This is a genomic window from Sphingomonas sp. H160509 (assembly GCF_024124765.2).
In the GTDB taxonomy this organism is placed as follows: Bacteria; Pseudomonadota; Alphaproteobacteria; order Sphingomonadales; family Sphingomonadaceae; genus Sphingomonas.
The window spans coordinates 173,093-197,920 of sequence record NZ_JAMXSR020000003.1 but is presented as its reverse complement, the minus strand read 5'-3'; the positions used below and the strand labels follow the sequence as shown (position 1 = coordinate 197,920).

The window sequence follows — 24,828 nt, the reverse complement described above, 5'->3', positions numbered from 1 at the left end:
ATAATCGGGAATACAAGTGGAGAATGAAGGGCGCATCGCGGTAATTGGATTTCGGGGTGTGCCGCACGTTATTGGCGGTATCGAGACGCATTGCGAACATCTTTATCCGGCTTTGGCAGAAGCGGCCCCGGATCTGGATATCACGATGATCGCACGTCGTCGTTACGTTAGAGCGTCTAACGATCGATTGGGCAAGGTGCGCCTTGTTGCGCTGCCTGCTCCGAAACAGGGCTCCATCGAAACGCTGGTGCATACGCCACTGGCGATCGTCTACGCACGATGGCGCCTGCAAGCAGCGATCGTGCATCTTCACGGCATTGGCCCTGGGTTCTTTGCGCCCCTTGCGCGCATCCTCGGGATGCATGTCATCGTAACGCATCATGCTGCCGATTTCGAACGGCCCAAATGGGGCCGGATGGGCCGCAGGTTCTTGCGTCTGGGCGAACTTTTGATGGCCCGCTTTGCCGATCGCGTGATTTGCGTCAGCGATACCGTAAGGCGCGAATTTCTGTCCCGGCATGGCGGGGCTATCGGGCGAACCGTGACCATCCAGCACGGTCTGGATCTACAGGCTTCGGTCGACGGTCTGGATTTCCTTGTCGATCAGCGCCTTGTTTCGGGTGGTTACCTGCTTGCGGTCGGCAGGCTCGAGCCGACTAAGCGGTTTGAGGATCTGATCGCTGCGCATGCATTAAACCCCGCGGCGCTACCATTGGTCATCGTAGGTAGTTCGATCAGCAATGCCGATTATGAGGCGGAGCTTCGTGACCTTGCGGGGACGGCGTAGGGAGTAGCGTGCGCTTTCTGGGGTTTAGGACCGGTGACGAGCTGTCCGCGCTTTATACCCATGCCGCGGTGTTGCTGCACCCATCCGAAATGGAGGGGTTCGGTCTAGTGGTCTTGGAGGCATTAGCTTTTTGGAGCACCGGCTATCGTTTCGGATATTCCGGTGCATCGCGAGTTCGGCTTGCCTGCCGATCACTATTTTCCGGTAGGCGATCATGCGGCAATCGGGTCCATCATGGCGGAAACACAGGTGCGTACTGCACCATGGTCGCAGGCGGCAGCGATTGCCGCGCGCTATACCAGCGCGTCTGCGGTCGAGGCGCATGCCATGGTCTTTCGTCAGTTCATGAACGCATCGAATACCGCCCAGTAATCCGCGGCGATACGTTCGATGCGAAAATCCTCGATGCGCAGCAGCCCGGCTGCTCCCAGTCTCGTGCGCAAATCGGCATCGTCCATCATTTTCCGAATTGCAGTGGCAAGACCCGCGCGGTCGCCATCCCCGACTATCAGACCGTAAGGTGCTTCGGTCACGTAGCCTGCAGCCCCCTGCCCCTGCCCCCAACAGGTCAGCCGGTCCCGAGGGGCAATCGGTAGCGATGACGGGAACGCCGAGGGCCATGGCCTCGGCCAGTGCATTGGGAAAGCCTTCGTTGTGAGACGCCGATACCAGAAACGTCGCACGCGCCATGATGGCGAAGGGGTTGGCAAGGAAACCCGGAAAACGGATGCGTTCACCCAGCCCAGCAGCAGCGACCTGAGCCTCGAAGCGGATACGATCCGGCCCTTCGCCGAGGATGAGAAGCGGCAACGCCGGATCAGCGTCGGCATAAGCATCGATCAGCAGTGCAAAGCCCTTGGCGGTAACCAGCCGCCCGACAGCAACCATAAACGCAGGCGGCAGCGCTATCTCCGGTGCCTGAGATCCTTCGGCGGCAATCCGCTCTAGATCGTAGGGATTGTTGATTGTCGTCACCTGATCCGGCGCGAGGCCTGCCGTGTCGATCAGGTCGTGCCGCACCCCTTCGGATACGGCCAACACATGGTTTGCGAGTGGATAGAGGTATCGTACCAGCGCGCGCAAACCGGCCAGTGCGATACCCCGGTATCGCCCCGCAAGATGCGAAGACAGATGCATGCGTTCACACAGGATGGTTCTTGCGCCGAGACCAGGTGCTACAGCGGCGGTAGCCATGTTGGCGCGTATCAGCAGGCTAACCACCAGCTTCGGTTGCAAGCGCGTCAGCAGAGCACGCAACCGAATGGCGCTTCGCCACAGTCTACCCCGCGCATCCAGGCAATGGCGACCGGCGAGTGCTGGTAGCTTGCGCATTTCCGGTTCACGATCGAGCAACACAAGGTGCATCTCATAGTGCTCGTGCCGGTTGCCGGCAGCGCTTAGAATACGACCTAGCGCACGTTCGGCTCCGCCACTACCAATCGAGTTGATGATGAAAACAATGCGCGGCAAAGGGGTGGAGCGATCAGTCACATGGGTTCTCTGCCATGCCGAGGCGTCCACGTCATCCGGCGAGACCTTCTTTCGGTAGGTCCCCCGCATGTCATGCGCTGGATAGGGGCGGGGATGAAAGTAGATATAGCGTTGAGAACGCGCACCGAATTATAGGCGATGGCACGTTGAGCGCATTGGCGTTACGTTCCGTCGCCGATAGGTCACTTGGAAAACACCATTCAAAACCAATGCGTGATCGCCGTACGGTGTGTAGGGGCCATCTACGCTTTGCTGGTAGATGCCGGTCAATGAGGCGAAATTGATCGTACGGGCGGGCGAGCGACGATTTGAGACTGTGTGGGACCACCACCAGCCGGGAGCCTGCGGAGGTATAGGCTATATTAAGGGACGTTGCGATCGATTACCGACGCCGCGAAGCTCGGCCTGTCGGACTTGGCCATGCTGGTCGAATGGCTGAGACGACGCAGGCAATGGCGCATACCGTAGGTTCGGCTCTGCACGACGCCTGGAAACCCGGCACCACCCGTCAGGCTCGAAAGGCGGTCGCGATTGCATCTAGTAGCCGTTCCAACGGCATGCGCAGAAGGAAGAAGATTACCACGACCGCGATGGGCCAACGGATCAGGTCGAAAATGCCGATGGTAAACTGCTTCCAGCCGATATCTCGTCCGGTCGGCGTGCCTGCATCCTGTATTCCGTCGTCTCGTGTCATAATAATCTTCCTTTAATTGCGCTGAAATCGGCATGATAAACATATCAATAGAGCCATCGGCTCCATTCGGCGGCGATCCGCCAATTCCGATCAGTCTTTTGCAAAGCGTATAAGGTGCCCCAATGTTCGGCACGGACCGTCACGAACGCCATGTCGCGGTCGCGGACGGGGTCGCTGATCTCGAACAAAGGCCAGCAATCGCGCCGCATACGATTAATCGGCCACCACCGCGCCGCCACGCCGGCAGGGACCCAGGCTTGCCGAATATCCACGGCGTTCTCGGCCCGGCCAATCTGTTCACCAAGCCGCGCTGCGGCACCATCAAAACGCAGCTGATCGAGGCCCGGTAGCACATCCGTGCGCGCGCCAGGTTCCTGAATCGTCAGCGGCTGATCCTCGAACTCCGCATCGCGCAACGCCCGCGTGGTGACACGAATATCTGGCCTGAGAGGCAAAGGGCGATGCCAGTTCAATTCAAGACGGGCGGGCCGGGGGGCCGCCTGCATCTCATGGAATACCGCCAATGCCTGACCTTGCGTACTGTCGTCGACACATACCGACCGCCTATCCTGCGCAAGCAGGGTCAACACCGCCCCGACGATTCGCTCGTCATCGGTCAACGCCCGCTTATCCGGGGCACATCCCGTCATCGCCATCAAAAGCATGGCGGAGAGCAGAATGCCCGCTGCGCGGGGTTCACCCGACACGGTATTGGGAGGTTCTACATAAGGAGAATGGCAACGGGCTATCGACTCTGCCTTATGCAAATTGCGGACGTGCAGCACGCGGAGATGGTTCCGTTCGTTTGCGGGAAACGTTGTCTGCGTCACAACGAATTGACGTGCAACAGGCAAGATGGCCCGAAACCTGACAGTTTTTGGGTCTATCTTTACGGCGGCAGGCAAACCATATTGCAATTCAGGGGAGCGCGAAATGGCGAATGAAACCGTTGATTTGAGATCGGAAGAGCGTAGGCGGCAGATCACGCTAATGCTACTGGGCGGATTGCTGTTCGTCACGACAGTTCCGGTAGTAAATCAGCGTGCCTTGTTCAGCCCGCTTGGTGACGTGCCGATCCTGGGGGGATCTGTCGCCGGTAGCCTATGCGGCGACGTTCGGTACCCCGCTGACGCCCGGCATTCCTGGCGGAGCTGGTGGAACTCCCGTTTCGGGAGGTGGCGAAGTACCTCCGGGCGCTTACGGTGCGCGAACGCCCGGTGAACCGGGTTTTAGAGCTCCTCCGACCGGCGGAACGTATTCGCCTCCACCCCCCAGGTGTGGTCGGTAATCCGCCAACATTTTCGTCTCCCCCGGAACGCCGCCCGGCGGCAACGGGGTGCCTGGCGGAGGTGGCGGTCTTCCTGGCGGAGGTGGCGGTCTTCCTGGTGGAGGTGGCGGTCTACCCGGTGGAGGCGGTGGTCTACCCGGTGGAGGCGGTGGTACGCCTGGTGGTGGAGGTACTACGCCAGGCGTAGTCGGCGCGGTGCCGGAGCCGGCCACTTGGCTCACCATGATTTTAGGGTTTGCCATCGTTGGCGGCATCATGCGCCGAGCTCGACAGCAAGAAGCGGCCCGACGGCATGCAGACCCACTGACGCCAGCCAGAATGGTGCAGGTCGTGCGGTCGTCAGCGAAGGCTGACGCGATCTGCCGTGAGAGTAATGGAATCGAGCTTTGCCAGCATATTCTGACCAAGCAGTGAAACGCCAAGGCCGTTGCGAACAACTGCGGCCTTCAGACCGCGGACCTCGTGTCCGGCAAGATTAACCTTATCTAGTGTTGCCCAGGCCATGGGTGCCGCGCCACCGACCGTATCAACGCTGCGATTGAAGCTGGTTTCGTGTACCTTAATACCGGCCTGCCGCGCATCGGCTGCCGTTAGAACGACGACACTGGCGCCTGTGTCGATCAGAAACCGAATCGGACGATCGTTGATCAGTACATTGACGTAGAACAGACCGTCTGTTCCGCGCTGTATGTGATGCGCGGATTTCACGATGGCCGCCGTGCCCAAGGGCAAAGCTGTGTTCTCGGCCGTCTGTGTGGGATCGGTGCCCGTAACCGCGGCATTGGCTACCGGGTTGATGGTATCGAGGATTATGTCGCGACCTAGCCGGGCGCTACCGGCGAGCAGAAGCGCTATGACCGCTATCAGCGTTGGCGGGATTTGCGGGCCGAGCATAGGCAGCATATGCGCCGAAAGTCATCAAGGCCGGGTGAATGCATATCCATAACCAGGGATTAACCCCTTAGTTGATGTTGGATCATCGGGGCGCAGACAGGCAGAGCACACGATGAATACCGTCTACGACTGGGTCACGGTTGCTCTGTTCGCGGGTTTAGTCGTACTGTTCCTGCATCGATCGGATCAGGAACCGGCACCACGTGATGCCATGTGGCACTACTTGGTCGCTGCGGTAGGTTGCGGATTGGTCAACTGGATTGGCAACGCCGGTTATCATTTGGCCGCCACGCTCGCGCTAATCGGCCTGGTAGCATTCATCATTCTGGTATTGAGGCCCAGGCCCCTGTAGCGTTAATCTTGTGCTATCGATTCTGCCTATGGCGTGTCTGCCTCCCGTTCTTCCTCCGGGGGCGGGGCTGTATCGGTTCTAGCAATATCACGGACATGCCGGTGCTGGACCAAGGCCGCAAGCGCCGCGATCAGCGCCGCGATCAGCAGCTGGACAGCGGCGACGTAATAGGGCCAGCGGAGCGTCTTATCCGAGACGTATAAGACGTAGACTGGCGGCTCGACGTCATAACCCGCATAGCGATAGAGGCGCAGAATCGATCCCGGCAGATGGTTGCGAAGCAGAACGCCAGTACGGTTGTCTAGGCGCGCGACATTCGGATTGCCGAATTCGCGCGGGAGCAGTTCTACGAAATAGCGGAGCTGTTGATTCTGAGCGTTCGGCGCGACAATCGGGGCGAACCGTACGCCGCGGGTGGTGACGAGGAGGTTCTGTGCGAATACCGCAGTACGGGTGAATATGATCCGACCGCGCAACGTTACAGGACCAAGCGGCGGAACCTTTGCCTGCACGCTACCGATCGGCACCACGGCGCGTGGCGGGGCAATACGGGGAAGCGTCAATGTCCATAACAAAGTCACGACCGCGGCACCAGTAAGCCCGCCGGCAAAGGCGAACAGGGCGCGGCGGAAATTCATGCTCGTGGATACCGCGGCATCGAGCCCATAGCGGTCTGGCAGATCCACTCGGTCGGCACGCTGACGCGCCTTTAACAACCATGCGGCGGGCCAGCCGAAGCCGATGACGAGCATCGCAAAGGTCAGGATGGGGAAATAATGACTCAGCTGTTCGAACTGCCACTCTGCCAGAAACGCGTACAGGCCAGTGTAATGATCGGCTTCCCACAGGAAATAGAGGCTCACGACGAGAACCCACAGCATTAGCAGCCGGGTGGCGATCGTCCGCCGGCCGACCGGACGACGCCTTACATGGCGGCCTTGACGAAGGGATTTCGCGTATCCTCCGACGCGTGCGCCCATCGTGCTGTGCCCTCTCGTTTCGATCCGCTGTCTGCGCGTGCAAACACAACGATCCAAGGTTATCTCGTGAAATCACCTATCGGCTGATTTTATCCGGTCCCTAATGGTCAAGTGATGCCAAGTGAAGCACTTAAGATGAGTCGAAGCCGATACGTGCGTACCGGCCTAACGATTGCGTGGCCTGATGCGGTACGCGATCACTGGTTCGTTCTGGGCGCGGTCGCTCTGTTCGCCCTCCCCCTCCCTCATCTGGCTGATGGCAGGTGAATGGTCGCTAGAACAGGGAGCCGCAGGACCCATCATCCCAGCCAGCGGCGGCTGGTTGCTGGTGCGTGAGGCACGGACAATTTGCACCATGCCGGGGCATATTACATGGGCGATGGCGGGGATGCTACCCGCCGCTCTAGGATATGTCTTTGCCTACGTCGCCGGTATGCTCTGGCTGAGCTGGCTGTCGACCTATATTGCTCTAATAATCGTGCTTTACAGCTATATAGGCGGGCGAGCGCTGATGCGCTTATGGTTTCCGTTGACCTATCTGCTGTTTCTAGTGCCTCCGCCCTATATGCTGATCGCGTCGATCACCCAGTCGCGGAAGCTGTGGCTGTCCGTTACCTCAGTCGATCTGCTGTCTGCTCTCGGCTTTGAGGCGGCATACAATGGGACAACCCTGTACATCGATCAATATGAGCTGCTGATTGCCGATGCCTGCGCAGGTATGAACTCCTTGATCAGCCTGCTCGCGATCGGCCTGTTCTATGTCTATGTCCTGTATCGCGCTGACTGGCGTTATGCGATATTGCTTGCGATGCTAACTCTGCCTGTCGCGATGATCGCCAACCTCGCCCGCATCCTGCTATTGCTCCTAGCAACCCATTATCTAGGGATCACACGGGTCGAAGGCGTTCTGCACGAGACCGCAGGCCTGTTCATGTTCCTAGTGGCGCTTGGCTGCCTGATCGGGCTGGATACCGCGCTTGGCCCGCTGCGACGTCGACTGGCGCAATCGTGACCACGCCGCTCCGGTCGCTGGACGCCCGATCCTTTCGCCTGCCCGACCGGCGCCAGTTGCTGCTGGGCGGCGCGCTAACAGCGGCTGCCGGGGCCGCTGCGTGGTTACGACCGCGACGTACCACCGTGCTTCCGCCGGATGGGGCTTTAGAAAAAAGCGTGCCGCTGCAGTTGGGTGATTATCGCTATGCCAGTTCGACCGGCTTGATTCTGCCGGACAGCGATCAGACCAGCGGCGTTTATGATCAGGTACTGACCCGCGTCTATGTCGCACCCGATGCCGCGCCGATAATGCTATTGATCGCTTATGGCAGTGCGCAGGACGCGGGGCTGGCCGTGCACCGGCCCGAGGCATGCTATCCTTCAGCAGGATATACGATCGGTACGCAGTCGACGGTGAACCTGCGCGGAATGCGCGGACGCAAGGCGACGGCGCTGTCCGCATCGCGGGGAGATAGAATTGAACAGATCTATTTTTGGATGCGGATCGGCGAACGCTTTCCTACCTCGCCAATCGACGAGAAGGCTGCGGTGTTCGCCGCTAATCTGCGCGGCGTTATGCCGGATGGGGTTCTAGTTCGATTGTCAGTTCGCTCGACCGATGCCAGTGGCGCACTGGACCAGATGATGGCGTTCAATGCTATGCTACTGGGCATTGACGATCGCATGGGGCGGACGGTGTTGCTAGGTCAGGACAGGGCGTCGTGACTTATATTCGCATCACGATGGGTCTGCTGCTGGCTTCGTCCGCTTGCACTCAATCTGCGCCTACAGGACAGGTCGTGGCGCGTATCGACGGGATGGAGGTGACCCGACGCGATATCCTGATCGAGCTGATGGCGAGTGGGGCACCCGCCGATGTTGATACCCAAACGGTCCAGCCTGCGCTGCTCGACCGGATCATCGTCCGCAAGCTGCTAGCCGAGGAGGCGCGACGCCAGTCGGTCGATCGATCCCCCAGAATTCCTGGGACAGGAACGGCGAAGCCGGGAAATCATCTTGGGCGAGCAGCTAACGCAACGTGTCGTCGGACGGCTGCCCCCCTCACCCGTGACGGTCGCGGCTTTCGTCGTGAACAATCTAGCGCGGTTCGATCGTCACGAGGTCTTTCGCATTGATCGGATCACGACTGCGGCCCAGCCCGGGAGGATGATGCTGCGACTGCCGTCGAACGACGCGATTGCCAATTGGCTGCGCGACAGGAATGCAGCCTTCAAACGGGAGCTGGTCGATGTCGACAGCTTGGCGCTGACGAAAGTGCAGCGCGGGATCCTGAACGCTGCACGCGGCCGGCCGTTCATAGCCGGCACCGGCGACACCCTCTCGATTGATCAGGTAGTGGCAACCATTCTCCAACCGGTGCCCGCTGTGCGGCAAGAAGAATTGGCGACTGCCGTCCTGCACGATATGGCTGCGCGACAGGCGATGATGAAACTGACCGCAAAGCTGAAAGCAGGTGTGCGTATCGAATACGCCACCAATCGGGCCGCCTCGCGCTAATTGCGATACGCCAAGGGCGCGATAGAGCGTTTCCGGTCCATCTCTTGAAAGCGTTTGGCCATATCGTTGGCGAACGGCATACGATGCGTATGACGGCCGCCTTGACCTCTTGCGCCGAAGGCTCGGTCCATCATTCCGAGATAGTCAATAGATGCATTTGTGGTTCACGACCCATCCTTCCTGGCGCAGCAGGACGTAGATCAAGAAATAGCCATAGCGCGTTCGCGTTGCCGCTAGATCACGGATGCCCATCGCTAGCGGTGCCTGGTCCGGCTTGTACAAAATGTAGCGCACTGATGACCGCTCGACGCCAGCACCAAGCAACTGCGCCGTTAGCTTACGGCATGGGACGCTTGGACGGGCGCGACGAGCTCGCGTCGTCGTCTAAGCGTTAGAGCTTTTCGCCAGAACGTCCTGCCGAATGTACTTGTCCCGGCTCAGGTCGGCAATCAGCTGTTTCAGATGCCGGTTCTCGTCCTAAAGCTGCTTCAGTAGCCTTTAGCTCACCGATACCGAGACCACCGTACACCTTCTTCCAACGGTAGGGCGCCTGCTCTGTATCACCATCCGCCGGAAAAATTCGGCTACCGGCTTGCCGATTTCTCCCGGTTCAGCGCGCAGGCAACCTGCTCGTCTGCCTCGGCCACGTGGACAAAGGTTGACGCGCGTCTGATCGGTTGACTCAAGGCTGTCTTTTGGAGGCGGCGTTGGGCGAGCGGATTGGGGTTTCGGATGATGAGTGGGCTCTGATTGGGCCCCTGCTGCCGTCGGGGCAAGGACGTGGCTGACGATCCGCGGGAGACAACCGGCCCTATTTCGAAGGCATGGTGTGGATGGCGCGGACAGGCGCGCAATGGCGGCATTTGCCGGATGAATATGGCAAGTGGAACAGTGTGTTCCGGCAGTATCGTCGCTGGGTCGTGACGGGCGTGTTCGGAGCCATGCTGGAGACCCTGCCCGCTGTCGTCGAGCGGGATGTCAGCGCCGACATGATCGACAGCACCGTAGTCCGGGCGCACCACTGCACCGTTGGGCTAAAAAAGGGATCAAGAATTCGAAGGGCTGCACGCCCGCTGTGACGGTCAGGGCGACCGCTATGTTTCGTCCTGACGCCGGGCCAGGCCCACGACGTGAAGGGCTTCGGGCCATTGTTCGGGATGCTGGCTGACCGGATCGAGGCCCTGCTTGCCGATAAGGGATATGACGCCGATGCCATCCGCCAGGAACTCGCCAGGGCGGATGTCGAGGCGGTCATTCCAACCAAAAGTAACCGCCGCATACCGATCCCGCATGATCGCGAGAAATACCGTTGGCGCAATCTCGTCGAGCGCTTGTTCAGCAAGCTCAAGAACTGGCCCGTGTCGCAACGCGTTATGACAAGACAGCAGAGTCATATCTCGGCTTCGTCGCGCTTGCATCAGTTACGCTGTGGCCGCCTTTGCCCACGTGGCCTAGCTAGATTTCCGCATGCCCAGCTCCTTGCCGGAAGGACTTATCAAGGTCGGACAAATCTTGCTCAAAATGACCAAACAACAAGGCGATCGTCAAATCGAAATTACCCGAAAGCCATACTAAGGTATCAGTAAAGCAGTTGAACGTCGATGTTTCCGACGTTCAACAGTCCGATGCTAGGTGTTATAGCTAAAATTCAGTACCAGACAAGAGTAGCAGAGGTTAATTAAGACCGTCTATAAGATGGGTGTTATCGGATATCTCATGACGACAACCCGACCTATGTGATTGGCACCTCGTTTCGTTGGTGCGGCGCAAACGAGGTGCCAGCTGCCCAGGGAAGAGCAGCGAATGCTTCATGGAGGAATATCATAGCTAGCACAAATCGGTATAACCCGCCTGTGCCTCAGACTGCCTCGATGCGTTCATTCATCGGGCATAAGCCTTCAGATCCTCGATGGTTACCCTCTTGCGCCACTTCGCCACTGTCTTGGCGTTAATTCCCAGTTCCCGAATCAGCGTCGCGGGCAACGTTTGTGATTGCTCTATTGCTAGTCGGACGGCGTGCGCCTCGTAGCGTTCCCATGACAAACCTGTCCCATACAGCTTTTTATCAATTCCAACGAAAGGATCGCATCATCAAACCGTAGTATCAAACGCCCAAGGCGGAAGCCGCTAGCATCGACATATAATCACCGGGGAGGTTGCAATCGAGAAACGGTCCCGACTGGCTGATGTAGTGAACGCGTTTACCGTCGGACGATCAATTGCTACTGTCGGATTCGCCGTATGAAAGCTATAAGGCGAACGGTGAGATCTCGTTGATCTACGGATAATCGCTGCTGGGCCTGAGCGGCTGGCGTCTGCCCATTCGCAATTATACCGTTCGCGCTTCGTGTTAGAGCCCGGGTGTATCGACCTCGCTCGGAAGAACAGGCGTTCAAGGCGTTCAAGGCGATCGTAACCTCACTTCCAGATCCTAAACTTTCTGTCTGAGCGAATGATTGCAGGCAGCTTTCCCAAGCTGCCCGTGTCAGTGGCACGCTTCCTTCTGGCGCGGGTGAGAATGCAAGCGTCAGGACCGCAAGGATCTTAATCATCAGAACGGTTTGCCTGAATCAGTCGACTGCGCATAGGCTCTTAAATAGATAGGCTGACGCGAAAGCCGCGGAAGATGGAGGTAAGCCAATTCCTAAGGGCTACAAGACGACAGACACAACACGTGATATGGTCGCCTACACGCTGCCAGCTGAGCTCATAGACGAGCCATCCATGACAAGGGGGACGGCCGAGCGTACGAACGCATACTGGCTTCCATCCATGACCGTCGCGAGAAACTGACGGGCCGGTGAGCCTCTTACAATATCAAACTTGATGTATACAGCATCCGCGACGTTAATATTCAATAGCGCAGTGATGGACCGGAGCCCGAGCCTAACTGCTCGGTCATACTTCCTCACTCTCCGTTTTGCTTTACGCCGCACCTCGGAGAGCGGAGAACATTCTATCATACTAACTGATAACGAAAGCCGTCTAGATGGCGCACAATCGTATTTGGTGGTCGAAGCGCTTATAGGCGGCCGGCTTCGATCGCGCGGCCTCCACTACGGCGTTGGTCAGAAGATACCCCCTTGTGTTAGGTGTTGCGCCAAGCCCTGAAAGGAACGCTATGATCGAAATCGACGACGCCGCTGACCGCTTGGTCGATAAGCTTTTTGGATGGCCTTACACGAGGAAGCGGTGTTTCAGCTTTGGTACTGGGAAGTGCCGAACCTGTCGCAGTCGTGGAAGCAAAGAGCGTCGGCCGCCTAATCGAAATGCGAACGGTAGCCGGGGCGAGTTTCTACATTCGCGAAACCGCGCTTTTGGGGATCGTCGTTACGGCGGGGGTTGACCCAGAGTCGGAGAACGAGCCGTTCCGGCTGGATGACGGCACTGAAATTTTAAGCTCCCCGGAGCAGTAGGTAGTCTGAGGCAGCCAATTTATAAATCTGCGGCGGAGAAGCTTTTTTGCCGCATCTACGTAATTCCGCGAGTTGCAATGCCGTCGCGATCCCACCCGGAATACCGAGGTGGGATCACCATGCAGGCGAAGCCAGCAATCGTTTCCGGAGCTAGAGCGCGCGCGATAAGTCTACTTGATTTTGAATGACACAAGTTCAAGCTTTGGTGCCCGCGCAGCTGGGCCGTAATCCGTAAATGACTTGTCAAAGTGGCGAAGCGTTTAGTACCGGATAAGCAAGTTGCGAACAACCGAGCTGCAACATGAACAAAGCTTTCCGGAATGGTTCATGTCCGATAACCCACTTTCTATTTTGTGATGGACCGGAGCCCGAGCCTGGCCGCCCGCAAAAACCTCCTCACTCTTCGATCTGCTTGCGCCGCTCCTTGAAGAGTGAGGAACTTCTTGCGGCATGTGGTCTAGTAGTATCTGTTAAATACCGACTATGCATTTCACACAGTATGATTAGTGGTAATAATTGAACTGTAAATCATTAGAACTGCGGCTGGTAAGGTTACCAAAAAAGATAACTGAGAAGTGGCTCGATATCAAAAAATGGTAGGCAGAGCTTTACGGAAACAACAACACGTGTGATCCCAATTATCAGCGTTAATCGAAATATGCATGCGACCAGTATGCTACAAGGCTTGCTTTTTTGAACCGAACTCCCTGCTCGCCCGAGCTTGGGGGGGCGTTACGGCGAGCAGGGGCCGTCCGGTGTGAGGGCGAAGCCTCGAGAACTTACATGACGGCGTATAATTAAGATCGGAATAACGGCCCGCCCCCGGGGGTTCGGAAAAGCGGGCCGACCGGGGACGTTGTGGAACCCGGTTCGCACTAACGCTTGACTACGCAATTGTTCCCGAGCGGTAACGATTGGCCTCGAGCGCCATCTAGACTCGACACAGGTCAACTGTCGCACTTTCGAAATTACCCCGGGGCAATTTGACGCTCTGAGCAGTCAGTCGCACCACCGGCAGCCGACCTTCAGCACATGAATGATGCCCGAAATCACCCGTCGGTCATCGACCCGCCGGGCGCGGAGCTGGTTCTTCGGCAAATGCGGCTCGATCGCCTTCCATGCCTCGGCCGATAACCAGAACAACGCCTTCTACCGCCTCCATCGTCCCACGCTCTGTGAATCAGGAAACCCTCTTTAAATCAATAGCCTGATTGGGTTTGAGCCCAAAGAACCTTGCATTCGTACTTGGCAGAGGCAACCTTGGACCATAGGGCGTTCTGAAGCGACCCACGAACCTGCACGAAAGCCCAGCAGCCATGCTGATCACCGTCCGCGACAACAACGTCGACCAAGCCCTTCGTGCACTCAAAAAGAAGCTGCAGCGCGAGGGTGTTTATAGAGAGATGAAGTTGCGTCGCCATTACGAGAAGCCATCGGAAAAACGTGCGCGTCAGCATGCCGCTGCGGTGAGCCGTGCAAAGAAAGCCGATCGCAAGCGTGCCGAACGTGATAGCTGACACATGCCTGATGGTACTTTCTAACCGTCCGATTGGCAAAGTTGTACGTTATCAGAGTGAAATGATGCCGAAGCGATGATAGCGATTGGGGCCCGGATCGATGAGGTGGGCACCTTAATTCGCGAAGGCGGAGAGTTCTATCTTCGTCGGGATGTTGGTGGGCGCTACCAGCTCGAACTGCATCGCACCCCGGTTGATCTGGTAGAAAAGCGCGTACGGCTAATTGGTACGTTAGTTGGCCCTGACCTGGTAAATGCCGAAGGCGTTGCGCTGACCTAGAAAGACGCTTCTTGCTCAGTCGTTACCCACTGGGCGTAATTCCGATTCAGCCTGACTCATTGACGTTGCACTCAAAACATGGACGGGCATCATCACGGCCATGGAACAGAAAATCATTCATGCTTGCGGTCATGAGCAGACTCATTATCTGCCGGCTATGATAGCCAACAGGGACGCAAGGCGCGGTGGTTAAAGACAACGACATGTCGCGACTGCTTCGTTGTCGAAAAGAGAGCCGAGCCCGCCGCTACTGCAGCGCTCAGCAGTGCTGCAGTCATGCACCTCGGCCTTGCGGCGCTGACCGGCACTGATCACCAGATCAGCTGGGCGTCGACCATCAGGGCGAAGCGCCTCGCAGCGATAACAGCACTTTGTAAGGTTGCCGATTATCATGCATGTCTCCAAGTGACAGAGGCCAAATGGTGGATCGATCATCGAGACGTTACCGACGCCACAGGTGTCGTGACCGCTCCACTGATGGTGTCGTAATAGCATGCTACTTTGGGTGCCCGGCACTAGCACTGCTGCCCTTCCGTTCTCCGGTGGGCATCAGGCTGCGGCACTGAAGCTTGAGGAGGTAGGCTGTCGGACGTAGTCTGCTTGCTTCCTACCCGTGCCTTACCGAACCATGCCGCCTCAAGTTCAAAACGAGAGCCAGTTGGAGCGCGCTCGCTCTTCTCGTTGAGAATAAACCAAAACCCCAACGCTAAACCCGGCGAACCACGCAGACACCGCTTCGCGATCCTGCACAGGCCATGGACACGTTGGGGGCGGTACAAAATGCATCCTCCCCGCCTGTAATCCCTGAGCGTGCGCAAGCGCTACTGGATGAAGGGAGCCAGCCATATAAGCAAAATACCGAAGTCTCCAGTTTTTACAACAGCATAGCGCTGCCTTTTATTGTCGTCCTGGCCATTCAAGCGGTGCACCGACGCCGCGTGCTGGGGCCGTTAAAGGCAAGGTATTCGACCCGACCTTCGCTGAGGTAGGCCCTGCATGAGCGGTTGCAGCGTTGCCGACGACCCATATTCATGAACGCACCGGTGACTTGTACATACGGCACGGAAACCAAGGTCTGCGGGAAGCCGCCTGACACGCGCCGAGCAGCGCGGCAGAAAATCTCACCCAAGACAGCGGGACGTAGCACTGCGCCGCCAGCGCCAAAGTCCGACATGGCGAAGGCTATTGCCATTGCCGCTAAGCGACTGCCCGAATTTAGCCGGTATATATTTTCCTGAATCACACCAAAGCGTTCACTGCGTCTAAGAACCCCGTCAGGGTGATCGGTTTCGAGATATAGGATTGCGCACCAGCTGCCCGGATACGTTCCTCATCGTCAGGTCCGGCATAAGCGGTCACGGCCATTATCGGGATCGTTCGCAGATTCTTGTCGGTCATCATCTCAAGGATCAACTCGTAGCCTGTGACGTACGGCATCTGTATGTCCATTATGATCAAATCAGGATTAAATTCACTAGCCCGCGCCAGAGCTTCGCGACCATCGCGTACGGGCTCGACAACGAACTCATGCGCTTTCAATAAGTCACAGAAAAGCTTTAGGTTCAGCTCGTTATCTTCAACGATTAGTACCCGTTTGCCCATGATTTCACCTATTCTTTTTAAGTCACGACAACATCTGGATGATTATGAAGACTCATTTTGCAATGATATAAATGCCAAAAATATTTTATGTTTTACTATTATTGATGAGTATAGTCTTGGATGACGACTAGCATGACCCATGAACCGAGTGTGGTTGCCTCCCCCGATGCTTGGACGAGTTTCATTCTGTCGGCGGGTAACCGATTGCAACGATGAGTCCGCCTGACATGGTATCAGCGCAAGGCGTACTGGATACCCCGGGGGGTGATAGTCATGACACCGTCTTCGATGACGACGCGGCCAAGCCGAGCGATCTCGGTCTGGCCAAGAAGCGTGTAGGCAATGCCACGCTGCCCGATGCGAGCTATCATGCTGCCGAACTGCTGTCCGGCAACTTCCATCGTGCGGAGCTTGGCGACTGCCACCGTGGTCATACCGCCGATGCCGATGGCCGACTCGTTTCGAATAATTGACTGGTAGGCGCCGACCGCCTGTGCCGCTTCAGGCGTTAGTAGCGTGTAGGTCGCCCCGGTATCTATGATTGCCTTGATCGCAACGCCGTTGATGTGGATGTTCGCAATGAAGTGTCCGCTCCAGCCATCGCGCTTGATGCGCATTATTTTGGGCATCGAGGATGGCTGCTCGTCCGAGAGTTCAGACGGGTCCGGTTTGAGGCGTGGTGGCACATAAGTAGGCTGGCGATAGATAGCCTGCTGGTAGGTTGGAGCCCGCGCCGTATAGGCGACGCGCGGCGGTTCGGCATGCGTGACGACCTTGCGCGAAAGAACCCGTCCGTGGCCGTCCTCTTCGACGGTCTCGGTGGTAACGACGACACCGGAGGCAACTTCGACACCGATCTGGCCAGCCCATGGCTGATCGGATATCTGTTGCCCACCGCCCGGCGAGTAGGTGATAACGCGCATTGTGCCGGCGGGCACGTCGATGGCCTTACCGTTGACGGTGACGCGCACCTGCGCGACGGCAGGCACCGTCACGATGGCCGCGGCAGCGATAACAAAGATGCGCAGCATGATCATACCCCTTCGGGTAGGGTGCAGAGATTGAGGTCTGGTAAATTTCAGACGACGACGGTATCGCCGAGACGTGAAGGGCGGATCTGATCACGGACGCTGGACTATCGAATCGCCGACCCCAATCTCGAGAATGAGCGTTGGTGTGGGTTGATCCGAACCGGGCGCTACCAACTACCGCTTTACAAAACTCTTACCAGTACAAGGGCTGCGAACAGGCTACTTTGCACCCTACGATAGACAGAAGCGGCAAAAGCTGCGCAGTTCAATATTGTTCTTTTCAAAATCTCATAGCGCCGCGAGTATTGCGGCTAGCTCGGCGCTTCGGAAGGGTTTTACCAATCGAGGCAGATCCGGAGCAAGACCCTCGAGATCGGCATAGCCAGAAATGATCAACACCGGCAGATTGGGCAACGTTTTTCGGAGTTCTGATGCCAGCTCCACCCCACTCATGCCGGGCATGAGATGGTCCGAGACCAGCAGGTCAGGAAGCAATCCGTTGGTAACAAGCGCCAAGGCCGTTTCAGCGGAGTTCGCTTCGCGAACCTCGTATCCGTATTCTTCGAGCATATCGGCTGTGCTGGCCCGAACAGCGTCTTCGTCATCGACGAGGAGTGCAAGGCCGCTCGCTGTGTTAACGGGTGCAACGTCTGCGGGTGTCTCGCCGCCGTCAGGAGAAACGGCGCTGACCGGCAACCAAAGTTCGACATTGGTTCCGACACCCTCCTGGCTCTGAATAGTGAGCGCACCGCCTAATTGAGCTGCCAGTCCGTGTGCCATTGAAAGGCCAAGGCCGGTGCCCTTGCCGATACCCTTAGTGGAAAAGAATGGCTCGATCGCGCGAGCCAACGTGACCGGATCCATTCCGGCGCCAGTGTCGGCGACCCCTAACCGGACATAATGCCCCCGTTTGAGCGCCCCACGTGGGGTGCGGATGCTAGCGCGATTTGCGGTTATCCGGAGCGTGCCTCCCTGGGGCATAGCGTCGCGCGCATTCACGCCTAGGTTCAGCAGCGCCATCTCCAGCTGGTTTGGATCTGCTTTGGCGGGGGGGCAGATCGTCCGCCAGGTCGACAACCACTCGAACCTGAGGGCCGGTCGTGCTGATAAGAAGGTCCGCCATTCCCGCGACGAGTTTGCCGATGTCGACGGCAGATGATTGCAGTGGTTGCCGTCGCGCGAACGCTAAAAGACGCTGAACGAGTGTTGCAGCCCGGTCGACCGATTGGATAGCACCTTCGATCAGCCGTTGTTCGCGGTCGCCTCCGACGCCTCGCCGCTGTAGCATATCGAGCGCTGCCAGGATCGGCGTGAGCAGATTGTTAAAGTCATGTGCGACGCCACCAGTAAGCTGACCCATCGCCTCCATCTTCTGGCTCTGGCGGAGTGCCTCCTGCGCATATTCAAGCTCTTGGGCGGCAGCCTTCTCTGACGTGACATCGCGCCCGACTGCGTAGAAGACATCGCCTTCAGGCACGAGCGTCCAAGAAATCCAGCGCCATGATCCATCGGCATGAGCGATCCTGTCCTCGAAGCGCTCGACGGTCTCGCCGCGAAGCAACCACTCCATGACGCTCTGGACCGCATCATGATCATCAGGGTGGACTTGCTCACGGAACGATAGAGACAACAGCGTCGCGGCATCGCGGCCAAGTGTGGCCTCCCACGCCGGATTTATGGCCTTTCGAGAACCGTCGAACCCCATGATAGCGAGCAGATCGCGGCTCATCTCCCAAACCCGGTTGCGCTCGGCAGTTCGTGTGGTGACCTCGTGTTCGAGGCGTTCGTTAAGCTGATGAAGGTGGATTTCGCCTGCCTTCCGCGCCGTGACGTCGATGGCGGTCCCGATCACACGAAGGCAATTACCTTGCGCATCAAACAGGCCACGCCCCTTTGCTGCGACCCACCGGGTAATGCCGTCCTCCTTGCCGATGGTCCGGTACTCGACGTCGTACAGAGCGCGGCGATCAGGGTCACTTGCGGACTCGTAAGCCCTGCGTGTTTTCTCCCGGTCCTTCGGATGCACGCCGTTATGAAAATCGTCTAAGGTGACCGGAACGCCCGGAGAGATACCGAACATCGCCTTAACCCGCGGTGGCCAAAACATGTTGCCAGTGGCCTGATCCACGTCCCATTGGCCAATTTCGGCAACCTCTAAAGCAAGTCGCAATTGCTCTTCGCTGACCGCCAGCCGCTCCTCAGCTTCACGCCGTTCGTCAATGTCGATTACGGAGCCGGCGTAGCCTAAGAACTCCCCATCGTCACCGAACCGCGGACTCGCAGCATCGATCGCCCAGCGGTAGGTGCCTGATGCGTGCTTGAGACGATACTCGAAGCGGAAGGGTTCATGTTTGGCAATTGCCGCGAAGAAGGCAGCCTCCGTACGTTGGCGATCACCGGGATGAGTAGCCTCTAGCCAGCCGTATCCGTGCGCTTCCGCAATCGTCTGCCCGGTAAATTCATACCACTGCCGGTTAAGGTACGTGCAAAAGCCAGTCGCATCGGTGACCCACATCATAACCGGAGCGCGATCGGCCATATTGCGGAACCGGCTCTCGCTTTCCCGCAGCGCAGCCTCTTTCGCTTTTTCGGCCGAAAGATCGCGCAATTCAATGATCGTGCCGACAGGTTGACCGTCATCACCCGTGATTGGGGACGCGGTGAACGCGACGGGATAGAAGTATCCGTCCTTGTGGACGAATACCTCCTCGCCGTGCATCTGTTCAAAGTCGGGGAATGCCCGATCGATTGGACATTCGGCCAACGGGTATGGTGTACCATCCGGGCGCTGGTGATGAACGAGATCGTGCAGGGGGCGGTCGACGGCTTCTTCCAAACGGTAGCCAGTCAATGCCTCTGCTGCTTGATTCATGAAGACGCAGTGCTGACGTTCATCCATGAGGAAGATCGCCATCGTGCTATTATTCACGATGGCGTTTAAACGACGTTCGCTTGAATCGATAGTCACTTCCCGCCCCCAAACGCCCTCCCATGAGGGTGAGCGTCTTACAGTTAGGCCATACGCTTTCTATCTGCGTCAACTGGTTACTCTTGTTCCGTGACGAGACCGCATATTCACAATCTGTACCCGCTGACCGACGAGCATATGGCGCTGCATGAAATGCATGTCCTCCAAGGACCAGCGCAACCCGCAGTGCCGTAATGCACAACCTTTGCTATCGCAATCGCCGCGAACGTCACCCTTTGACTACGTTCAGCAAGATCAGACTCTAACTGCGAATAGCTAAATCAAGCGTTCTTGTGGTAAAAGGTTTGCTTAGATAGCGCGTGCCGCTTGGGAGCGCGTCAGGTTTTGGACTTCCCGACATTAGCACGACAGTTTGCGGCATATCAATTTGCTCGTCCGCGATCAATTCGACGCCGGAAAGCCCTCCCCTAACGAAATGTCGCTAAGCAGTACGTCTACACCGCCTTCACGAAGACAATCTATTGCCGCCTCTGCCGTGCTAACCGGTATCGGGATATAACCCATATCCTCAACCATATCAGTAATCATTGACAGAATAACGACGTTGTCGTCAACGATGAGCACTTTTAGGGTATCCATGTTGCCTCTTAGGGATATGATTCAGATCGGAGATCTGAGAGGTTTGTGATGAGAAACGGTTATGGAAATACCATTCTGGTCGTTGACGATGAAGAACGAATTCGCTCTATAATTGGCGAGCACCTTGATGAATGTGGGTTCAAAACAGTTCTAGCTTGTAATGGTGATGATGCATTATTGCTTGTAAAAAGATGTCCTGAAATCGATTTAATCATAACTGATGTCAAAATGCCGGGTATATTAAACGGATTTGATTTTATTGAGAGCGCTTTGGCGTCTCGACCAACCCTTCGCACGATAATCATGTCCGGCTTCACAGACGAAGCCGAAACTCGCCGACATGTTGCCCAACGTTTTCTAATAAAACCATTTACCATGAGCTATTTGGAAAACGAAGTTTATGGCCTCTTAGAGATCGACTCGTAATTCGAACTTAGCAATACGGCCCGCCATTCCCTTGATGGATGACCGATAATCCAAGCCTCGGACGAGGTGATGGAGGTTTTCAGTCCTTTGCAAGACGTCGACATCGACTGAACCACGCCAGGGAGCGCTAAACGACGCAGCGACGCGATAGATTGACCAAAACCGTCACGATCTCGACTGTCAGATGATCAACGCGCGCGCTCGCGGCTTCAAGCTTCCTGCCGCCATAGCTGCCATCATTCAGCTTAGTGAACGTGGTACGCGTCGCAGGATTGCTCGATCAGGCCGAACACCCCGTCACAGCGCTTAACATTGCCAGGCCATCGAGCAGTTTCGGAAACGATTGAGGACGGACACCGCAGCGGGGAGGCGTCTTGGGGAAAGCTCAACCCGCTGCGATGTCATGTAATTGACACTTATCAGTAAGGTAAGCAATCTTTAACGATTCCCAAATCGGAACAATGCCGCGACGAGCGCGTGTGACGAGCACGGAACTGGGATGCTCGCCGCGACGGATCACGGTAGTCCCAGTGCTTACCGGGCAGCAACCGCCATCTCATAAAATGCCGCCTTGCAGGGCGATCGTTCGACGGGTTGATAGCAGCACCTTAAACGGAGCCGTGATGCCAGGCGGCTCTATTGAACGAACCAACGGCAGCCACAGCACCCGCTTTATAAGTAGTCATATCGAGATGTCGGTCGGGTGTCCTTGGTCGACACGCGAGGAACCGAAACCTACATCGCCGATGTCACTGGAAGGCTGCGGCTGATTAGAAAGCGGTGCAATGGAACGAGCTCCTGCCATGGAACAAATCCGCGCAAATTGCGGAGTCATAGGCGCAAGCTGCATAATCTGGGGCCCGCCGGGCACGCTACCGTAGCCCGCTCCATGAGCTCTTCCACATATGCGCGCCGACATGCCCGATTACCGCATCTTTTTGTTGCTCGTTCAGATCCGACACCGTGACGACATATCCAACCTTGCGCGTTCGTTCCCGTTGCGTTCCATAGCGTAATGCATCGGCGGAGGCGAATCACAGTTGATTTAGCGGTCCAGATCTTGCGCCAGACGCTTGACCAGACCAGCGCGGGGCGAGTGGAGACGGTTCCAGTCCGTCTCGCGCTACGATGCCTATGGGGACACTGCCCCGATCGATGGCCACTGGTAATGTTCTGGGGAAGCGGTTCAGCAGGATAACGAGATTGGCGGCCAAAGCATTTCGGCATCTTTAAGGGCATCGTGAGGCAGTTGCAGCGATCGGACGTCTACTCAGACACCGTGCCTTGACGTTGACCCGGTCGGACAACAACTGCTCTAACGCCCATTCCAGCAATGGTGACGTAAACCTCAGATTTACTTGCGCGAGCAAGCTTTAAGGCAATCAACTCATCGGCCGTTTCAACAGATAGATATCTTAAAATCCATCCGGCGCCGTTAAACACCGAGTTCTGTAACGCACACCTTGCCAATTCCGACAATCCGGCAGCAAGCTCAGCGTTTTTGTAAACGCGATCGCTCTTGGAGGCGTAAAGTACACAAGAGTGTCGACTGCTGCAGCTACCCGATGCCGGTCCTCAATACGATATTTCGAGTTTAAGATCCTATTAAACGAGTTTGGCACATAGCTTGCCGGTTCCTCGCCGCGCAACGCGACAATTTCCGTCGCCTTCGACCGCGCGTTCCGATCGCCTATCATATATTAAGGTTACGCCGTTCGATCTCAGCAAGAAGGGCCTTGGCATCTAGTTCGCCGGCTTCACCGTCGGTTTCTTGGTGAGCCTTAACCAAGTCCGTGTCCGTAGCCTCGGCCAGTAATACGCTTATTTCCCGCTGCATGCCTACGATCGCCGCTGCAGGCATCGGGTCATCTGACATAGTACCGACAGACGTGTCGAGCATTGGCGCTGGCATAAGCGCGACTGCCTCCTGAGCGCTTAAAACGCGCCGCAATTTGGATAGGAGGGGTGAAGCGTTGAGCGAATCGGTCATGGGCGAAGCCTATGCTCGGTCGACCATTCGGGCAAACCATCTGCTCAAACGATTTATGTAGTGCATTCAAGGCCACGAGGGGTCTTGGTCTACAATCTCGAACTTCCCTATCTTAAGAATTTCACTCGTTCGGTATGGGCGGCGAGCTCATCAAGCTTCCAGATAGATGCTTATACAACGGTTTTTATTCGTCGGGTCAGTCGTTCCCGCTTCAGCCCAATCTGAAACTGCGCGCCGGCGAAGATACTCGCTCATTACGGCTGTTTTAGAACTCGACCTGTCCGAAACTCGGCCGCAAGGCTAGGGAAGGTCGATGAGCGAACTCACCACCTCCATTGTCGGCTTGGACTTTCCGAACGAGGATAAATCGAAGAGCAGCAGGGTTATGGAGTGCATGCTCTGCAGGCCTGGCGAGATGGTCGAGCTTCGCCTTGAACCGAAGACCCCATACGACCAGAACGCCATTACCGTATGGTCCAGACGCGGTGTACAGATGGGCTACGTCAGCGCCGAGCACGCGCGCCTGATTGGCAAGCGGATGGATAAAGACGAGGTTAGCGCGATCTTCCAAACCATGCACAGGAGCAGAGCTTACATCCGGATCCGGTTCGGAGGCGGGCTTCCCACCCTGCCCGACCCGGTCCCTGATGTTCCGAATTACGCCCCCCAAGATGAAGCCAGCGCAGCGGCCGGTGCACGATCTTTACGCATTCTATCTTGATGAAGGAAAGTCCCGAGATCGGGCCTTAGTTCACTCCGTGGAAAGGATTTGGGTTTTACCGCCTCCGTCATGCGAGGCATTGAACGAATGATGGAGCAAACTTTTTGAAGCTGGTCGGGTTGCAGGCCGGACAATCGACGGCAGTGCACTGGACTGTCCGTACGAAGAACGGCTTGCGCCGAACCTTCGAAACGTTTGGATCTACGGATTTCTGTGCGGCAAGACCGGCCGGGCGTACAGGAAACGATTGCGCTTGAGCTAGAGGCCACGCGGCAATACCAAAACTGCTAACGGCACGAACAATCGCAGCCGACAGGATGGATAAGTGCGGATTATGGCTGGACAGGTTGTCCATGATGACGACGTTGCCAAGTGAGAGTTTGGACACCAGCACGCGGTCACGTAGGCAATGAAGGCATCACCGTTCATCGGCCCATCGAGAATCTGGGGTGCGATCATGCCCGTACGGCTCAGACCGGCGATGAAAGATCAGGTCCGCGATTCTTTCGGTGGTGATCACCTCCGCCATCAACCGATCTCGCTCTCATGGAACAATACACGGAGTCGCGCGAGATTTACTCAACCGCCGGAAGTCAGCTTTCCATTGCATAGCGAAGGGAGATCAACGGACGGTTTGCGGCGATGAAAGCGCTTCTCATGTCCGTGTGACAGCGACGGTGCCTAGGAGGGGGCAGCTCAGTGCCTTTGCGCATCGCCTCGGGAGCAAGTCTCAAAACGTCCTATGAGGCCTGACCTTTACGCAAAACCGCGCGAAATCGGGCGGAGAACTGATCTACGGGGCGCCGATACTGCCTGCGATCTCGCTGAATTTGGTCTTGGTGGACTTACGACAGCGACCTTGCGGTTCCCCTGCCAGATCTCAAGACCGAACCGATTTCTGTGATCAGCACCTTCAGCAATCGATTGCAAATCGTTATCTGCCGATAGGTCTGCCCCGCCTACGATTTCACCACAACTGCCAAGCTCGTAAATTCTATAACGCATACTGTGTCCCCCGCCCCTATCTGACGGGAAAGGGTAAACGACGGGTTAATGCCTTCTGCGAGCTGGCGAGCGACTGACGGAACGGAGAAGATCCAATTCCCGGTCGACGAGCCTCTGCCTCTGCTGGGCTTCCCTCAGATCGGCTGCGTATGCGCCGAGTAGTTGGCGGGAAAGCTCGTCATTCAATCCTGCGACGATACGCCGTACCCGATCACATTCCGTTTCAAGATTTGTCTCAGTCGGCACGTTCGTCTCCATTACGTCGCAGGGAACGAC

The 24,828-nt window shown here is 57.0% G+C and carries 24 protein-coding genes and 7 pseudogenes; 16 read left to right on the top strand and 15 right to left on the bottom strand.

Going from position 1 to position 24,828, the window contains the following annotated elements:
- Positions 1 to 16 precede the first annotated feature (16 nt).
- The 3 genes and pseudogenes from NHF48_RS23005 to NHF48_RS23000 all read left to right on the top strand — a co-directional run bounded on the left by NHF48_RS23005 (position 17) and on the right by NHF48_RS23000 (position 1,159).
- Positions 17 to 787 (top strand): glycosyltransferase family 4 protein, encoded by a 771-nt coding sequence (locus NHF48_RS23005; protein ID WP_253072578.1) that lies wholly within the window; start codon positions 17 to 19, stop codon positions 785 to 787.
- 8 nt (positions 788 to 795) lie between these two features.
- Positions 796 to 858, top strand: a pseudogene (locus tag NHF48_RS26355) (hypothetical protein); the annotation flags it as partial.
- A gap of 91 nt (positions 859 to 949) precedes the next feature.
- Positions 950 to 1,159: a hypothetical protein gene (locus NHF48_RS23000; protein ID WP_253072577.1), complete on the top strand. Its 210-nt coding sequence runs from the start codon at positions 950 to 952 to the stop codon at positions 1,157 to 1,159.
- Here NHF48_RS23000 and NHF48_RS22995 read toward each other — a convergent pair.
- The 4 genes and pseudogenes from NHF48_RS22995 to NHF48_RS22980 all read right to left on the bottom strand — a co-directional run bounded on the left by NHF48_RS22995 (position 1,126) and on the right by NHF48_RS22980 (position 3,991).
- Positions 1,126 to 1,320, bottom strand: a complete 195-nt coding sequence (locus NHF48_RS22995; protein ID WP_253072576.1) for a hypothetical protein — start codon at positions 1,318 to 1,320, stop codon at positions 1,126 to 1,128. The two genes, NHF48_RS23000 and NHF48_RS22995, sit on opposite strands and share 34 nt — an antisense overlap.
- A gap of 64 nt (positions 1,321 to 1,384) precedes the next feature.
- Positions 1,385 to 2,347 (bottom strand): annotated as a pseudogene (locus NHF48_RS26350) (glycosyltransferase); the annotation flags it as partial.
- A 439-nt stretch (positions 2,348 to 2,786) separates the two neighbouring features.
- On the bottom strand, positions 2,787 to 2,972 hold the full coding sequence (locus NHF48_RS22985; protein WP_253072575.1) for a hypothetical protein: 186 nt from the start codon (positions 2,970 to 2,972) through the stop codon (positions 2,787 to 2,789).
- A gap of 44 nt (positions 2,973 to 3,016) precedes the next feature.
- Positions 3,017 to 3,991, bottom strand: a complete 975-nt coding sequence (locus NHF48_RS22980) for a hypothetical protein (protein WP_253072574.1) — start codon at positions 3,989 to 3,991, stop codon at positions 3,017 to 3,019.
- A gap of 330 nt (positions 3,992 to 4,321) precedes the next feature.
- On the opposite strand from NHF48_RS22980, the gene NHF48_RS22975 reads away from it, so the two are divergent.
- Both NHF48_RS22975 and NHF48_RS26345 read left to right on the top strand, forming a co-directional pair.
- Positions 4,322 to 4,447 (top strand): hypothetical protein, encoded by a 126-nt coding sequence (locus tag NHF48_RS22975; protein ID WP_263817096.1) that lies wholly within the window; start codon positions 4,322 to 4,324, stop codon positions 4,445 to 4,447.
- Positions 4,447 to 4,530 (top strand): annotated as a pseudogene (locus tag NHF48_RS26345) (PEPxxWA-CTERM sorting domain-containing protein); the annotation flags it as partial. The gene NHF48_RS22975 and the pseudogene NHF48_RS26345, both read left to right, overlap by 1 nt.
- Positions 4,531 to 4,599: 69 nt before the next feature.
- Here the strand turns inward: NHF48_RS26345 and NHF48_RS22970 are convergent.
- On the bottom strand, positions 4,600 to 5,154 hold the full coding sequence (locus NHF48_RS22970; protein ID WP_253072573.1) for a retropepsin-like aspartic protease family protein: 555 nt from the start codon (positions 5,152 to 5,154) through the stop codon (positions 4,600 to 4,602).
- 112 nt (positions 5,155 to 5,266) lie between these two features.
- On the opposite strand from NHF48_RS22970, the gene NHF48_RS22965 reads away from it, so the two are divergent.
- On the top strand, positions 5,267 to 5,506 hold the full coding sequence (locus NHF48_RS22965) for an XrtV sorting system accessory protein (RefSeq protein WP_253072572.1): 240 nt from the start codon (positions 5,267 to 5,269) through the stop codon (positions 5,504 to 5,506).
- Between the two features lie 26 nt (positions 5,507 to 5,532).
- Here NHF48_RS22965 and NHF48_RS22960 read toward each other — a convergent pair whose 3' ends face one another.
- Positions 5,533 to 6,369: a hypothetical protein gene (locus tag NHF48_RS22960; protein WP_263817095.1), complete on the bottom strand. Its 837-nt coding sequence runs from the start codon at positions 6,367 to 6,369 to the stop codon at positions 5,533 to 5,535.
- A gap of 301 nt (positions 6,370 to 6,670) precedes the next feature.
- On the opposite strand from NHF48_RS22960, the gene xrt reads away from it, so the two are divergent.
- The 4 genes from xrt (at position 6,671) to NHF48_RS22940 (ending at position 8,997) form a co-directional block, all read left to right on the top strand.
- Positions 6,671 to 7,498: an exosortase gene (gene xrt, locus NHF48_RS22955; protein ID WP_253072570.1), complete on the top strand. Its 828-nt coding sequence runs from the start codon at positions 6,671 to 6,673 to the stop codon at positions 7,496 to 7,498.
- Positions 7,495 to 8,205 carry an exosortase C-terminal domain/associated protein EpsI gene (locus NHF48_RS22950; protein ID WP_253072569.1) on the top strand — a complete coding sequence of 237 codons (711 nt, stop codon included), beginning with the start codon at positions 7,495 to 7,497 and terminating at the stop codon, positions 8,203 to 8,205. Before xrt ends, NHF48_RS22950 begins: the two co-directional genes overlap by 4 nt.
- Before the next feature lie 74 nt (positions 8,206 to 8,279).
- On the top strand, positions 8,280 to 8,615 hold the full coding sequence (locus tag NHF48_RS22945; RefSeq protein ID WP_253072568.1) for a hypothetical protein: 336 nt from the start codon (positions 8,280 to 8,282) through the stop codon (positions 8,613 to 8,615).
- Positions 8,616 to 8,649: 34 nt separating this feature from the next.
- On the top strand, positions 8,650 to 8,997 hold the full coding sequence (locus tag NHF48_RS22940) for a hypothetical protein (protein ID WP_253072714.1): 348 nt from the start codon (positions 8,650 to 8,652) through the stop codon (positions 8,995 to 8,997).
- Between the two features lie 66 nt (positions 8,998 to 9,063).
- Here the strand turns inward: NHF48_RS22940 and NHF48_RS22935 are convergent.
- A pseudogene (locus tag NHF48_RS22935) lies at positions 9,064 to 9,644 on the bottom strand (transposase); the annotation flags it as partial.
- Between the two features lie 165 nt (positions 9,645 to 9,809).
- Between NHF48_RS22935 and NHF48_RS22930 the strand changes: the two are divergent.
- Positions 9,810 to 10,076, top strand: a pseudogene (locus NHF48_RS22930) (transposase); the annotation flags it as partial.
- A 51-nt stretch (positions 10,077 to 10,127) separates the two neighbouring features.
- Positions 10,128 to 10,583, top strand: coding sequence for a transposase (locus NHF48_RS26340; RefSeq protein WP_446741235.1), 456 nt, complete (start codon positions 10,128 to 10,130; stop codon positions 10,581 to 10,583).
- 2,832 nt (positions 10,584 to 13,415) lie between these two features.
- On the opposite strand, the pseudogene NHF48_RS22920 reads toward NHF48_RS26340, so the two are convergent.
- Positions 13,416 to 13,556: pseudogene (locus tag NHF48_RS22920) on the bottom strand (transposase); the annotation flags it as partial.
- A 173-nt stretch (positions 13,557 to 13,729) separates the two neighbouring features.
- Here NHF48_RS22920 and rpsU point away from each other — a divergent pair.
- Both rpsU and NHF48_RS22910 read left to right on the top strand, forming a co-directional pair.
- A complete protein-coding gene (gene rpsU / locus NHF48_RS22915) occupies positions 13,730 to 13,930 on the top strand; it encodes a 30S ribosomal protein S21 (protein ID WP_082453104.1) in 201 nt (66 codons plus the stop codon).
- Positions 13,931 to 14,005: 75 nt separating this feature from the next.
- Positions 14,006 to 14,209, top strand: a complete 204-nt coding sequence (locus NHF48_RS22910; protein WP_082453103.1) for a DUF5818 domain-containing protein — start codon at positions 14,006 to 14,008, stop codon at positions 14,207 to 14,209.
- A gap of 1,239 nt (positions 14,210 to 15,448) precedes the next feature.
- On the opposite strand, the gene NHF48_RS22905 is transcribed toward NHF48_RS22910, so the two are convergent.
- The 5 genes from NHF48_RS22905 to NHF48_RS26335 form a co-directional block, all read right to left on the bottom strand.
- Complete coding sequence (locus tag NHF48_RS22905; protein ID WP_253072565.1) at positions 15,449 to 15,811, bottom strand: response regulator; 363 nt, start codon at positions 15,809 to 15,811, stop codon at positions 15,449 to 15,451.
- A gap of 233 nt (positions 15,812 to 16,044) precedes the next feature.
- Positions 16,045 to 16,842: a retropepsin-like aspartic protease family protein gene (locus NHF48_RS22900; protein ID WP_253072564.1), complete on the bottom strand. Its 798-nt coding sequence runs from the start codon at positions 16,840 to 16,842 to the stop codon at positions 16,045 to 16,047.
- 288 nt (positions 16,843 to 17,130) lie between these two features.
- Positions 17,131 to 17,823, bottom strand: a complete 693-nt coding sequence (locus tag NHF48_RS22895; protein ID WP_253072711.1) for a response regulator — start codon at positions 17,821 to 17,823, stop codon at positions 17,131 to 17,133.
- Positions 17,780 to 19,810: a PAS domain S-box protein gene (locus NHF48_RS22890; RefSeq protein WP_253072563.1), complete on the bottom strand. Its 2,031-nt coding sequence runs from the start codon at positions 19,808 to 19,810 to the stop codon at positions 17,780 to 17,782. The genes NHF48_RS22895 and NHF48_RS22890 overlap by 44 nt, the downstream gene beginning before the upstream one ends.
- Positions 19,811 to 20,212: 402 nt before the next feature.
- Positions 20,213 to 20,410: a response regulator gene (locus NHF48_RS26335; protein ID WP_446741234.1), complete on the bottom strand. Its 198-nt coding sequence runs from the start codon at positions 20,408 to 20,410 to the stop codon at positions 20,213 to 20,215.
- A 48-nt stretch (positions 20,411 to 20,458) separates the two neighbouring features.
- On the opposite strand from NHF48_RS26335, the gene NHF48_RS22885 reads away from it, so the two are divergent.
- Positions 20,459 to 20,836 (top strand): response regulator, encoded by a 378-nt coding sequence (locus tag NHF48_RS22885; RefSeq protein ID WP_253072562.1) that lies wholly within the window; start codon positions 20,459 to 20,461, stop codon positions 20,834 to 20,836.
- 1,693 nt (positions 20,837 to 22,529) lie between these two features.
- Here the strand turns inward: NHF48_RS22885 and NHF48_RS22880 are convergent.
- Positions 22,530 to 22,826, bottom strand: coding sequence for a hypothetical protein (locus NHF48_RS22880; protein WP_056484189.1), 297 nt, complete (start codon positions 22,824 to 22,826; stop codon positions 22,530 to 22,532).
- A gap of 313 nt (positions 22,827 to 23,139) precedes the next feature.
- On the opposite strand from NHF48_RS22880, the gene NHF48_RS22875 reads away from it, so the two are divergent.
- The gene (locus NHF48_RS22875; RefSeq protein WP_253072561.1) at positions 23,140 to 23,547 is read left to right on the top strand and encodes an HIRAN domain-containing protein; all 408 of its coding nucleotides are present in this window, start codon (positions 23,140 to 23,142) and stop codon (positions 23,545 to 23,547) included.
- A 334-nt stretch (positions 23,548 to 23,881) separates the two neighbouring features.
- On the opposite strand, the pseudogene NHF48_RS22870 reads toward NHF48_RS22875, so the two are convergent.
- Positions 23,882 to 24,036, bottom strand: a pseudogene (locus tag NHF48_RS22870) (IS630 family transposase); the annotation flags it as partial.
- Positions 24,037 to 24,828 lie beyond the last annotated feature (792 nt).